We start from the raw sequence: 12,555 nt of genomic DNA on the forward strand, positions 1-12,555 counted from the left end.
GTTCTTTATGTTGTTAACGTGCCAGGCGCAGCCCGGTATATTGCCAGCGGAGCGGGGGATGGAAAAAATTGCGATAGGTCGGCCTGCTGTGTTTTTCAGGGGTCGCCACAGAACTGCCCCGCAGTACTTTCTGGCTGACCATGAATTTCCCGTTGTATTCTCCTAAGGCTCCTTCAGCTTTTTCATAGCCAGGGTAGGGCAGGTATGCACTTTCTGTCCATTCCCATCGCTTCCCCCAGGGAAAATATTCCTGGCTTGCTTCCCATTCAAATTCGGTCGGCAGCCTGCATCCTTTCCACTGCGCAAAGGCAAAGGCCTCGTAATAAGAGATATGGGTCAGCGGTGCCTCCGGGTCAACCGGCTTTAATCCTTCCATGGTATAATAATGCCACCGGCCGTCTACCTGGTGCCAGTACTGCAGGCATTGCACCTGCTTGGTATTCACCCAGTCCCATCCCTCGGCATGCCAGTGACTGAACTCCTTGTAGCCTCCGGCTGCAATGAATTCCAGGAATTCCCCGTTGGTCACAAGTTTGTTGGAGATCTCGTAAGCGTTCAGGTATACCTTATGTGCCCCAAGCTCGTTGTCATAACAGAATTCATCTCCCTTATGCCCGATCTCGTAGATCCCTTCGTCCATCCCGATCCAGTCCTGCTCATGGGATTCCCTTTCGTATTCCATAGGAAAGGTTGCATAGGCAGGTAAAAGCGGGTTGTTGCCCAGTATATATTTGATATCTGTAAGCAGTAACTCCTGGTGTTGCTTCTCGTGGTGGATGCCGATCTCCATCAGCCCGTGTAATTCCTCAGGCGTACTGTCTGCCTCGAAGAGTTCACTGATCGCCCGGGTTACATGTTCGCGGTATTCATAGATCTTCTTTACGGAAGGGCGGCTGAGGTTGCCGCGATTGGCACGCACCACCCGTTTGCCCATACTCTCATAATAGGAATTAAAGACAAAAGAAAAGTCGGGATCAAATTCAGTATATCCTTCGGCGAATTTTTTGAGGATGAATTCTTCAAAGAACCAGGTAGTATGCCCCAGGTGCCACTTGGGCGGGGATACATCTTCTATGGGTTGCACAACGTAATCCTCTGTTTCCAGTGGGGCACAGAGTGCTTCGGAATGTTTCCGGGTTTCCTTGAAAAAGCTCAGTAGAGTGTCGGTCGCAAGCATAACTTCTGAATCTTCTTAAAGTTAAGAATTTTCCGAAGGACCCCTGGAGCTCTATTAATTCAGAGATGAACGCTAAACGGCAACCTTTCCCTTGATGGGCGGATGCGGATCGTAATCCAGCAGTGTGAAATCCTCGAACTTGAAATTAAAGATGTCTTTCACTTCCGGGTTCAGTTGCATCTTGGGCAGGGGGCGGGGATCCCTGCTCAGCTGCAGTTTGATCTGTTCCAGGTGGTTGCTGTAAATATGGGCATCCCCGAAGGTGTGGATGAAATCCCCGGGTTCCAGCTCGCAGACCTGGGCCAGCATTAAAGTAAGCAGGGCATAAGAAGCAATATTGAAAGGTACGCCCAGGAAAATATCGGCGCTCCTTTGGTAGAGCTGGCAGGAGAGCCTGCCGTCCGAGACGTAGACCTGGAAAAAGGCGTGGCATGGCGGCAGGGCAGCCTTGCCGTTCGCGACATTCTCCGCGAAGGAAACCGAAGTATCCGGCAGTACCCCGGGATTCCAGGCAGATACCATCATCCGCCTGCTGTCCGGGTTGTTCTTCAGTGTATCGACAAGGTTCCTGATCTGGTCAATTCCGTCCCCGTTCCAGTTGCGCCACTGGGCGCCGTAAACAGGCCCCAGGTCCCCGTTCTCATCTGCCCATTCGTTCCAGATCCGCACCCCGTTCTCCTGCAGGTACTTGATGTTGGTATCCCCTTTCAGGAACCACAGCAATTCGTGGATGATCGATTTCAGGTGCAGTTTCTTGGTGGTCACCATCGGGAAGCCTTCAGCCAGGTCAAAACGCATCTGGTAACCAAACACGCTGAGGGTACCCGTACCCGTGCGGTCTTGCTTAAAATTTCCGTTTTCCAGTACGTGCTTCAGGAGGTCGTGGTATGCTTTCATAAGTGAACGGGTATTTTGAATTGAAGGGATCCGAGGTAATATATGCCTGGCGCCCGGGCTAAAAATAAGGAATAGGAAAGCCTTTTCTGATAAACTCCGGTTGCTAGTTATAAAAAATTATTAACGGGCCGGGAGTGGCCCGTAAAGCGCTTACCCGAGGATCATCCCTGCAATGGTGGCCGATAAAAGAGAGGCCAGAGTTCCCCCGAGGACAGCACGCATCCCGAATTCGGACAGCAGCTTCCTTTTTCCCGGGGCGAGAGAACCGATTCCCCCGATCTGTATCCCGATAGACGCAAAATTGGCAAAACCGCAAAGCATGTAGGTGGCCATGATGATCGACTTGCTATAGGTGAAATGTGTCCCCTGGCTGGCGTCTTTCAGGGAGGCCAGCTGGATGTACCCGATAAATTCGCTCGCTGCCAGTTTAATTCCCAGCAATTGCCCCATCAGCATGATGTCTTCGGTATGAACCCCGATCAGCCACATCAGCGGGGAGAAGATCACCCCGAGGATCGCTTCCAGGGAAAGCTGTTCAAAAGAGGAATTCCCGGCGATCCAGCCGTTTAGCGTGGTCACATCGCCTACCCAGCCCAGGATTCCATTGATCATGGCGATAAAGGCTACAAAGACCAGTAACATGGCCCCGACATTCACGGCCAGTTTCAGTCCTTCTGTGGTTCCGTTGGCAATCGCATCCAGGAAATTGGACCCTATTTTTTCGTGGGATACCTGTATATCCGTATCTATGGGTTCTGTCTGGGGGTAAAGGATCTTTGAGACAATAATTGCGCCGGGTGCTGCCATTACAGAGGCCGCCAGCAGGTGGCGTGCAAATTCCAGCCGCAGTTGTTCGTCAGTGCCGCCCAGGAAGCCAATATAAGCAGCGAGTACGCCTCCTGCCACGGTGGCCATACCCCCGATCATCACCAGGAGGATCTCTGACTTATTCATTTTTTCCAGGTAGGCCTTGATCAGCAGTGGGGATTCGGTTTGCCCCAGGAAAATGTTCCCGGCCACGGAAAGACTTTCAGCCCCGCTGATACCCAGGGATTTGGTGAGCATCCATGCCAGAGCTTTTACGATCTTCTGAACGATACCCAGGTAGAACAGTACCGAGGTAAGTGCTGAAAAGAAGATTATGGTAGGCAGGATCTGGAAAGCAAAGATGTACCCTATGCTGGGGTTGTCCACATCCAACAGGTTCCCGAGCAGGAACTGGCTTCCCACCAGGGTGTAGTCCAGGATGTTGACAAAGAACTGTCCTATGCTGCTGAATAATAATTGAACGTAATAGACCTTCAGTACGCCGATGGCCAGTAAAAGTTGTATCCCCAGTCCTATCCCGACGGTCTTCCAGTTGATTGCCCGGCGGTTGGCACTGAAAATAAATGCAAGCCCGATCAGGGCCAGCATTCCCAGCATCCCGCGGCCGAGGGATTCCACCGTAAAGCCCTGGTTGGGCACCGCTGCAGAGATCTTACTGCCCTCATCCTGTAAGACAGCGATACTGTCTGTAGCCTGGGGCAACGCTTCCTGCACCAGGGTGTCCTGGGCGCAAATGGGTAACAAAAAGACAAAGAATAACAGAGTAAGCCAGGCCCTTGGGTTCATACAGTAGGTGCTAATTATCGCTTGCGTTTGGAAATTTCATCGCGAAGTTGGGCCGCTTTTTCGTAGTCTTCCCCGGCTACGGCCTTATCCAGTTCCCTGTGTAATTCCTCCAGGGTCAGTTCTTTATATGGAGCAGAGGAGGCCGAATCAATTTCGACGGTTTCACCTTCCTGCAGGATCTCGTCAACGACAATACTGTCATCGCCCTCTTCCTTGTCCTTGTCCTTGGAAGAGAATTTCAGGAAAATACCTGCCTTGTCCAGGATGGTCTTGTATGTGAAAATGGGTGCATTGAAGCGTAATGCCAGGGCGATAGCGTCGCTGGTCCTCGCATCGATGATCTCTTCGATCTTGTCCCGTTCGCAGATGATACTGGAGTAAAACACCCCGTCTACGAGTTTATGGATGATCACCTGCTTTACGACGATGTCAAAACGGTCGGCAAAATTCTTGAACAGGTCATGGGTAAGGGGTCTTGGGGGTTTGATCTCTTTCTCCAGCGCAATCGCGATAGACTGTGCTTCAAACGCGCCGATGACTATTGGCAGCTTCCGATCACCCTCTACTTCATTCAGGATCAGGGCGTATGCCCCGTTCTGTGTCTGGCTGTAGGAGATCCCCTTTATTTTTAACCTTACTAAACTCATATCCATCAATACAACATTGGGGCTGCGTCAAACTTCCGGACAAGCCGGAAGTTTGCAGTCCCTTAAGGGGCACAAATTAACAAAAATTAAGCGTTTTGTGCTTTAAATTCCTTTAATTTTTCGATGAGTTTAGGCACCACTTCAAAGGCATCACCCACGATCCCGTAATCCGCAGCCTTGAAGAATGGAGCTTCCGGATCGTTATTGATGACCACTTTGGTTTTGGAAGCACTCACACCTGCCAGGTGCTGGATGGCCCCGGAGATACCAATAGCAATGTACAGGTTAGATGCTACAGGTTTCCCGGTCTGTCCCACGTGCTCACTGTGAGGTCTCCATCCCAGGTCAGATACGGGCTTGGAGCAGGCAGTGGCAGCTCCCAGTACATCGGCGAGTTCCTCGATCATTCCCCAGTTTTCCGGGCCTTTCATTCCGCGACCTGCAGATACGACGATCTCGGCATCAGCGATGGTTGCCTTCCCGACAACTTTGTCCACCTCTACGGATTTCACATTAAATGCACCGTCTTTCAACTCGGGCGAAAATGCTTCTACGGTTGCATCAACCGCGTTCTCCTTGAGCCCGTAGGCGTTGTTGGAAACCCCGATGATGCTGACATCGGCATCCATTTGTGTCAGGGCAAATCCCTTGTTACTGAAAGCAGTTCTTTTTACCACCAGCGGGCTGGTGCTTTCCGGCGCAGCAACCACGTTAGGTGCGTAGCTGGCTTTTAGCATTCCTGCCAGCAAACCGGCCATGTATTTGGAATCGGTGCTGGAGCTCAGTACAATTACCCTGGCGTCTTCCTTGGAAGCAGCCTGGGAAACAGCCTGGGCATAAGCTTTGGCATTGAAGGTCTTTAGTTTGTCGTCACTCACCTGCAGTACCTTGTTCACCCCGTAAGTTCCCAAAACATCGTTCTCTTCGTTGTTAAAGGAAATAGCGGTGACAGTGGTGCCCAGTTTATGGGCAACTTCATAGGCATAAGAGGCCGCCTCCAGCGCGTGTTTCTTGAATTTACCTTGTTCTGATTCTGTATATACCAGTATAGACATAATTTGTTGTAGTGTTTTTAGCCGGCCCCACAGGGAGCCCGGGCAATATTTTAGATTACTTTGGCTTCGTTATGCAGTAGTTCTACCAGTTCGCCGACATTGTCCGCATCTACCAGTTTAACTTCTCCCTTGGGAGCTGGCTTTTCAAAACGGGTCTCCTTTGTAGCAGGGGTGGCATCTACCGGCGGTACTACGTTCAGTTTTTTCTGCCGTGCCATCATGATTCCCCTCATGTTCGGGATCCTCAGGTCGCTTTCTTCAACCAGGCCTTTCTGCCCGCCGATGATCAGGGGTAGGGTGGTGGAAACTTTTTCTTTTCCCCCGTCGATCTCCCGGACAGCTGTGGCGTTGTTGCCATCTACCTCCAGGCTGATACAGGTATTGACGAAATTCATATCCAGCAGTGCAGCCATGATCCCGGGAACCATTCCGCCATTGTAATCGATAGATTCCCGACCGGCAATGACCAGGTCATACCCTCCGTTCTTGACCACTTCGGCCAGCTGGCGGGCTACGAAAAATCCATCAGCAGGAGCAGCGTCCACGCGGATGGCCTCATCGGCTCCAATGGCCAGGGCTTTCCGGATGGTGGGTTCTGTACTGGCTTCTCCTACGGTAGCTACGTGCACCGTGGCACCTTGTTTTTCTTTGAACCACATGGCTCGGGTGAGTCCGAATTCATCGTTGGGGTTAATAACGAATTGTATGCCGGAAGTGTCAAATTTGGTGTCGCCTTCCGTGAAGTTGATCTTGGAAGTTGTATCGGGTACGTTGCTGATGCAAACCAGAATTTTCATGTACAATAGTTTTTTAATGTATGGCCGCTAAGATAGCCATTAATTTTGAAAATTACTATGCGTGCATAGTAAATTATCTTCTTTTTTTTAAAGCCTGTGTCGGCGTATTTGCTAGATATTTTTCTATTTTTGTTCGCATTCTTAAGAAACAACATTTTTAAAGCGTCCGCACAGAAAGATGAAAACATTACAGTTTAGAGAAGCCATAGCCGAGGCGATGTCGGAAGAAATGAGAAAAGATGAATCCATCTACCTGATGGGAGAGGAAGTTGCCGAATACAATGGCGCTTACAAGGCTTCTAAAGGGATGTTAGATGAGTTTGGACCGGAAAGGGTGATAGATACCCCGATTTCGGAACTCGGTTTTGCCGGGGTCGGAGTAGGTTCTGCCATGATCGGGAACAGGCCGATTATCGAGTTCATGACCTTTAACTTTGCTTTAGTAGGTATAGACCAGATCATCAATAATGCCGCTAAGATCCGGCAGATGTCAGGAGGCCAGTTCAACTGCCCGATCGTTTTCAGGGGACCAACCGCTTCTGCAGGCCAGTTAGCTGCGACCCACTCACAGGCTTTCGAGAGTTGGTTTGCCAACTGCCCGGGACTAAAAGTGGTGGTGCCTTCTAACCCTAAAGATGCCAAGGGGCTGCTGAAATCAGCTATCCGCGATGACGACCCGGTTATTTTCATGGAGTCCGAGCAGATGTATGGCGATAAAGGAGAAGTGCCTGAGGATGAATATACCATTCCACTGGGGGTGGCCGATGTGGTCCGCGAAGGGACCGATGTTACCATCGTGTCTTTCGGGAAGATCATCAAAGAGGCTTATAAAGCTGCGGATGAGCTGGAGAAGGATGGTATAAAATGCGAGATCATCGATCTGCGTACCGTACGTCCTATGGATCATGATACCATCCTGAACTCTGTAAAGAAAACCAACAGGCTGGTGATCCTGGAAGAGGCCTGGCCTTTTGGAAATGTCGCAACAGAGATCACTTACCAGGTGCAGTCCAAGGCATTCGATTTCCTGGATGCGCCTGTCATAAAGATCAATACCGCCGATACCCCTGCGCCTTATTCTCCCGTATTACTGGAAGAATGGCTGCCTAACCACAAGGATGTGATCGCCGCGGTAAAAAAGGTGATGTACAAATAACAGCGATCCGCTGTAAGGAATCAAAAGCTCCGTTGACCTAAGGTGGACGGAGCTTTTTTTTTGATAAGTTTAGTAAGTCAAGCCGCAGGGATGGTTTACATTTGACCCTTCCCGGAAGTACTGTATATCCCGCTCCGGACAACTATGAAGAAATCATTGTTCTGCATCCTGGTGTTCTTAAGCTCGGTCTCCCTCTTCTCCCAGACCAAGGTGGCGGGTATTGTAAAGGATGAGGGCGGATCTGCGGTTGCATTTGCCAACGTACTGTTCGCTGGTTCCAGGGAAGGGACCATTACTAACGACGATGGGCGATTCTACCTGGAATCCGATTCGGATTATGACTCCCTCCAGGTGTCTTTTATCGGCTACACCACCCGGCAGGTTCCCCTGAAGAAGGGTGCAAACTACGACCTGGAAATTGTGCTGGAAGAAGGCGGTGAACAACTGGACGAAGTGATTGTCTATGTGGGCAAACAATCCAAGAAGAACAACCCTGCTATAGAGATCCTGAAGAAGATCTGGGCCAAGAAACGGATCAACGGGCTCAGGATGTTTGAGCAGTACCGCTACGATAAGTACGAGAAACTGGAATTTGACCTGAACACCATTGACAGTTCCGTGATCAAAAGCAAGCTTTTTAAGGGGATGGAATTCGTTTTCCAGGACCTGGATACCTCGCGGATAACGGGGAAGACCTACCTGCCGCTTTTTTTGAACGAGACCTTTGCCAGGGTATACGGGGATAACACCCTGGACCTGGAGAAGGAAGACCTGCTGGGTTCCAAGAATTCCGGTTTCAGCAATAACCAGGCGATCACAGCCTTTGTAGAGGACCTGTATTCGGATTACAACATCTATAACAACTACCTGAAATTCTTTGATAAAAGTTTTACCAGCCCGCTCTCGCGAACCGGGATCGACACCTATAATTACGTGCTGGCAGACAGTGCTTATATCGGGGATAAATGGTGTTACAACATTGTATACTACCCCAGGCGGAAGAACGAGCTCACCTTTAAAGGTGATTTCTGGGTGAACGATACCACCTTTGCGATTGCGAAGATCAACCTGGAAGTGACCAAGAGTGCCAACATTAACTGGGTAAAGGAGATCTATATAGAACAGGACTTCGAGGTGCTGAACGATTCTGTATTCCTGTTGAAGAGGGACTATATGCTTAGTGATTTCAGTTTGAGCAAGAAAGAGAAGTCGAGAGGCGTCTACGGCAAGCGGACCACGGTGTACGACAATTACGTATTTGAAGAGCCCCGGCCCAAGGAATTCTATTCGCGCAAGACAGACCCCTATAATCCCCTCATTTTTGAGCGGGACAGCGTTTTCTGGGCCAATAACCGTTTGGAATCGTTGAACAAGGATGAGAAGGGGATCTACGAACTGCTGGATACCCTGAAAACGGTTCCCCGCTTCAGGACCTATTACGATATTGTCAGTATCCTGGGTTCGGGGTACGTGGAGATCGATAAATGGAATGTTGATATCGGGGACCTCTACAGCACCTTCGGATATAACGATGCCGAAGGTATCCGTGTCAGGGCAGGGGCGCGGACCTATTTTGGGCAGAACGATCCCTGGAGGCTGGAGGGATACCTGGCATATGGCCTGGAGGATCAAAAGGTGAAACACGGCTTCTCGGCCAAGTTCCTCCTGGATCGCGGAACCCGGCTTATCCTCTCTGGGGGTAACCGCCGGGATGTGGAACAGCTGGGCCTAAGCCTGACTGCCACCAACGATGTCCTGGGCCGCAGCGTGGCTTCTTCCTCTGTCTTTACCGTGGGTGCTAACGACCGGCTGACCAGGATCAACCTAACGACCTTGAACCTGGAACTGGAGCCCCTGCTTAATTTCCGGGTGCGCTTCGGGGGATCTTTCCGGCAGCTGGAATCAGCCCTGCCCGATGCCTTCAGCCTGGAGTACCTGGACCCGGAATCCCCCGGCGGAATTGCCTCGGAAATAAAACAGTTTGATATTACCACCATCCTCATTTATACCCCCGGGAAAAGGACCATCGGCTACGGGGTAGAGCGGCGTGATATCAATGATACCTACAGTACCCTGCTCCTGAATTATACCCAGGGACTGGAAGGTTTCCTGCAAAGTGATTTTAACTACAGCAAACTGCAGTTCTCCTATTCCCAACCCTGGCAAGTAGGGGGGATCGGACGCTTGATGTCTACGGTAGAAGTAGGCAGGACTTTTGGAGAAGTGCCGCTGGGCATGCTGAACGTGATCCCGGGGAACCAGACCTTTTTTACCTTGTACAATACGTTTCCAAACCTGGATTTTTACGAATTCGTGACCGATACTTACGCATCCCTTCACCTGGAACACAATTTTAACGGGCGCCTCTTCTCCAGGATCCCCCTGCTGAGGAAAGCCAATCTCAGGGAGATCGTCGGCCTGAGGGGAGTCTGGGGCGAGTTGTCTGAGGCTAACAAGACCTTGAGCAGTCCGGCCAATATACCGTTGATGGCACCCGATGATGCTGTTTATTGGGAATACTCCTTCGGGGTGGGCAATATCTTCCGCATCTTCCGCATCGATTTTAACTTCCGTGGCAATTACCTGGACCAGCCAAATGCCCGTACCTTTGCCATTACCGGCACTTTCGGCTTCAGTTTCTGAGTTTACTGTCCGTGGATCCCGGAGCGCTGCAGTTATCAGGGAACAAGGCAATTGCGGCTTCGTGGGCGGAAATTTATTGTTTCATATTCTAATCGGTTTTACTACTTTAGCCCACGTTTAAACCAAAAAATAACTAATCAACATGGAAAGTTTTGTGAAATTCTTGCCTGCCTTCGGGATCCTGGGCTTGCTATTTGTTTTCGTTAAAAATGCGTGGGTCTCCAAACAGGATGAGGGCGATGCTAAAATGGCAAAAATTGCCAAAAACATAGCCGATGGGGCTATGTCTTTCTTAAAAGCCGAATATAAAATTCTATCAATATTTGTCCTTGCCGTAGCTATACTGCTATACTTTAAAGGCGAAGCCGAGACCGGGTCTCACGGGATGGTTGCCGTATCCTTTATCGTAGGGGCCATCTGCTCTGCACTGGCCGGTTTTATCGGGATGAAAGTAGCCACAAAGGCCAACGTAAGAACTACACAAGCTGCCAGGACTTCCCTGGGAAAAGCACTGGAGGTAGCATTTGCCGGAGGTTCAGTAATGGGTCTTGGCGTAGTGGGCCTGGGCGTGCTGGGGCTGAGTGGATTGTTCATGATCTACCAGAATATCTGGGAAGGTGCCGATAAAGTACCGCTGGTACTGAATGTACTTTCCGGATTCTCACTGGGAGCTTCTTCTATCGCACTTTTTGCACGTGTGGGTGGAGGAATTTATACCAAGGCAGCCGACGTAGGAGCTGACCTTGTTGGAAAAGTTGAAGCAGGTATCCCCGAGGATCACCCGCTTAACCCTGCTACTATTGCCGATAACGTAGGGGATAACGTAGGTGATGTTGCCGGGATGGGAGCTGATCTGTTCGAATCATACGTAGGTTCCATCATCGGAACCATGGTACTGGGAGCCTATATCTTTACCCCGGATTTTGGCGGACTGGGAGCGGTTTACCTGCCCCTGGTTCTTGCAGCCCTGGGAATCGTTATGTCGATCATCGGAACTTTCTTCGTGCGTGTTAAAGAGGGAGGTAATCCCCAGACTGCATTGAACGTAGGTGAATTCGGATCAGCTATTTTAATGGTTATCGCTTCTTATTTCATTATCCAGATGATGATCCCTGACTCAGTAGAAGGATTGCCATTTGGTGCAATGGGTGTATTCTGGGCTACTATAGCCGGACTTGTTGCCGGGCTTGGAGTTGGTAAGATAACAGAGTACTATACAGGAACCGGGAAAAAACCCGTGATCAACATCGTACGCCAGTCAGAAACCGGTGCTGCCACCAATATCATTGCCGGTCTTGGAGTGGGGATGATGTCTACGGCTGTGCCGATCATCCTGATCGCTGCCGCTATCCTGGTGTCTCACCACTTTGCCGGACTGTACGGGATCGCGATCGCTGCGGTAGGTATGCTTGCCAACACGGGTATACAGCTGGCTGTGGATGCTTACGGGCCAATCTCGGATAATGCAGGAGGTATTGCCGAAATGGCTGAGCTTCCTAAAGAAGTAAGGGAACGTACTGATAAACTGGATGCGGTTGGAAATACCACTGCAGCTATCGGGAAAGGATTCGCGATTGCTTCTGCGGCCTTGACTGCCCTGGCCTTGTTTGCAGCATTTATGAAGGTGGCCGGTGTTACTTCTATCGATGTATCACGACCAGATATCATGGCCGGTCTGCTTGTAGGAGCAATGCTCCCATTCGTCTTTTCTGCATTATCGATGAATGCTGTAGGACGTGCCGCTATGGCTATGATCAACGAAGTACGTCGCCAGTTCAGGGATATCCCGGAGCTGAAAGCAGCGCTTGAACTGATGCGTAAATACGATTCAGATATTTCTAAGGCCACCCCGGAGGAGCAAAGGATCTTCCACGAAGCAGACGGTGTTGCAGAATACCAGAAGTGTGTGGCAATTTCCACTACTGCTTCTATCCGCGAGATGGTTCTGCCCGGGATCCTGGCCATTGCCGTTCCTGTTGCTGTTGGTTTCCTCGGAAGTGCAGAAATGCTGGGAGGCCTCTTAGCAGGAGTTACCTCTGCCGGTGTGCTGATGGCGATCTTCCAGTCTAATGCAGGTGGCGCATGGGATAACGCTAAGAAGATGATAGAAGCTGACGGCCGTAAAGGTACAGATGCTCATAAAGCTGCCGTAGTTGGGGATACCGTTGGAGATCCGTTCAAAGATACTTCCGGCCCTTCCCTGAACATCCTTCTGAAATTAATGTCGGTTGTGGCCCTGGTCATTGCCCCGAGTATTGCAGTAGGTGACGATATGGCTGCGGTACAACCTGCCCCCGCTGTTTACGAATTGACACAGGAAGAGGTGATGGCTGCTGCAGACAGCCAGGCGATCCATTACGAGGATGCCCTGGAAGCCGGATCCGAGGAAATTGTAAGCACCGAAATGGCGCCGGAAGTAAAGACAGCTGTCAAAAAAGAAGTACTGCTTACAGAAGTGAAGAAAGTACAAACGAAAAGCTAAGCTTGCTTAGTTTTGTTTCAGTCAAAAAAACCCGCAAGACCGCTTGCGGGTTTTTTTATGCTGCAGTATCTTTTTCTCTCATGAATT

9 protein-coding genes are annotated in these 12,555 nt (G+C 50.3%); 3 read left to right on the plus strand and 6 right to left on the minus strand.

Going from position 1 to position 12,555, the window contains the following annotated elements; genetic code table 11:
- Positions 1 to 13 precede the first annotated feature (13 nt).
- The 6 genes from egtB to CLV82_RS06445 form a co-directional block, all read right to left on the minus strand.
- Positions 14 to 1,177, minus strand: a complete 1,164-nt coding sequence (gene egtB / locus CLV82_RS06420; protein WP_133643510.1) for an ergothioneine biosynthesis protein EgtB — start codon at positions 1,175 to 1,177, stop codon at positions 14 to 16.
- Between the two features lie 72 nt (positions 1,178 to 1,249).
- On the minus strand, positions 1,250 to 2,074 hold the full coding sequence (locus CLV82_RS06425) for a thymidylate synthase (protein ID WP_133643511.1): 825 nt from the start codon (positions 2,072 to 2,074) through the stop codon (positions 1,250 to 1,252).
- Positions 2,075 to 2,224: 150 nt separating this feature from the next.
- Positions 2,225 to 3,688, minus strand: a complete 1,464-nt coding sequence (locus CLV82_RS06430; RefSeq protein WP_133643512.1) for a NupC/NupG family nucleoside CNT transporter — start codon at positions 3,686 to 3,688, stop codon at positions 2,225 to 2,227.
- 14 nt (positions 3,689 to 3,702) lie between these two features.
- Positions 3,703 to 4,335 carry a bifunctional nuclease family protein gene (locus CLV82_RS06435; protein WP_133643513.1) on the minus strand — a complete coding sequence of 211 codons (633 nt, stop codon included), beginning with the start codon at positions 4,333 to 4,335 and terminating at the stop codon, positions 3,703 to 3,705.
- An 86-nt stretch (positions 4,336 to 4,421) separates the two neighbouring features.
- Positions 4,422 to 5,390, minus strand: coding sequence for an electron transfer flavoprotein subunit alpha/FixB family protein (locus CLV82_RS06440; protein ID WP_133643514.1), 969 nt, complete (start codon positions 5,388 to 5,390; stop codon positions 4,422 to 4,424).
- A gap of 50 nt (positions 5,391 to 5,440) precedes the next feature.
- Positions 5,441 to 6,187, minus strand: coding sequence for an electron transfer flavoprotein subunit beta/FixA family protein (locus CLV82_RS06445; protein ID WP_133643515.1), 747 nt, complete (start codon positions 6,185 to 6,187; stop codon positions 5,441 to 5,443).
- Between the two features lie 178 nt (positions 6,188 to 6,365).
- On the opposite strand from CLV82_RS06445, the gene CLV82_RS06450 reads away from it, so the two are divergent.
- The 3 genes from CLV82_RS06450 (at position 6,366) to CLV82_RS06460 (ending at position 12,468) form a co-directional block, all read left to right on the plus strand.
- The gene (locus CLV82_RS06450) at positions 6,366 to 7,343 is read left to right on the plus strand and encodes a pyruvate dehydrogenase complex E1 component subunit beta (RefSeq protein ID WP_133643516.1); all 978 of its coding nucleotides are present in this window, start codon (positions 6,366 to 6,368) and stop codon (positions 7,341 to 7,343) included.
- A gap of 144 nt (positions 7,344 to 7,487) precedes the next feature.
- Positions 7,488 to 9,986, plus strand: a complete 2,499-nt coding sequence (locus CLV82_RS06455; protein ID WP_133643517.1) for a DUF5686 and carboxypeptidase-like regulatory domain-containing protein — start codon at positions 7,488 to 7,490, stop codon at positions 9,984 to 9,986.
- A gap of 142 nt (positions 9,987 to 10,128) precedes the next feature.
- Positions 10,129 to 12,468 carry a sodium-translocating pyrophosphatase gene (locus CLV82_RS06460; RefSeq protein WP_133643518.1) on the plus strand — a complete coding sequence of 780 codons (2,340 nt, stop codon included), beginning with the start codon at positions 10,129 to 10,131 and terminating at the stop codon, positions 12,466 to 12,468.
- Positions 12,469 to 12,555: the final 87 nt, after the last annotated feature.

This window comes from Zeaxanthinibacter enoshimensis (assembly GCF_004362865.1).
Lineage (GTDB): Bacteria > Bacteroidota > Bacteroidia > Flavobacteriales > Flavobacteriaceae > Zeaxanthinibacter > Zeaxanthinibacter enoshimensis.

What these genes read in the sequence shown, in the direction of transcription:
- CLV82_RS06460 (WP_133643518.1), top strand. Translation starts at nt 10,129, where the DNA reads ATGGAAAGTTTTGTGAAATTCTTGCCTGCCTTCGGGATCCTGGGCTTG.
- CLV82_RS06430 (WP_133643512.1), bottom strand. Translation starts at nt 3,688, where the DNA reads ATGAACCCAAGGGCCTGGCTTACTCTGTTATTCTTTGTCTTTTTGTTA.
- CLV82_RS06440 (WP_133643514.1), bottom strand. Translation starts at nt 5,390, where the DNA reads ATGTCTATACTGGTATATACAGAATCAGAACAAGGTAAATTCAAGAAA.
- CLV82_RS06445 (WP_133643515.1), bottom strand. Translation starts at nt 6,187, where the DNA reads ATGAAAATTCTGGTTTGCATCAGCAACGTACCCGATACAACTTCCAAG.
- CLV82_RS06435 (WP_133643513.1), bottom strand. Translation starts at nt 4,335, where the DNA reads ATGAGTTTAGTAAGGTTAAAAATAAAGGGGATCTCCTACAGCCAGACA.
- CLV82_RS06450 (WP_133643516.1), top strand. Translation starts at nt 6,366, where the DNA reads ATGAAAACATTACAGTTTAGAGAAGCCATAGCCGAGGCGATGTCGGAA.
- CLV82_RS06455 (WP_133643517.1), top strand. Translation starts at nt 7,488, where the DNA reads ATGAAGAAATCATTGTTCTGCATCCTGGTGTTCTTAAGCTCGGTCTCC.
- egtB (WP_133643510.1), bottom strand. Translation starts at nt 1,177, where the DNA reads ATGCTTGCGACCGACACTCTACTGAGCTTTTTCAAGGAAACCCGGAAA.
- CLV82_RS06425 (WP_133643511.1), bottom strand. Translation starts at nt 2,074, where the DNA reads ATGAAAGCATACCACGACCTCCTGAAGCACGTACTGGAAAACGGAAAT.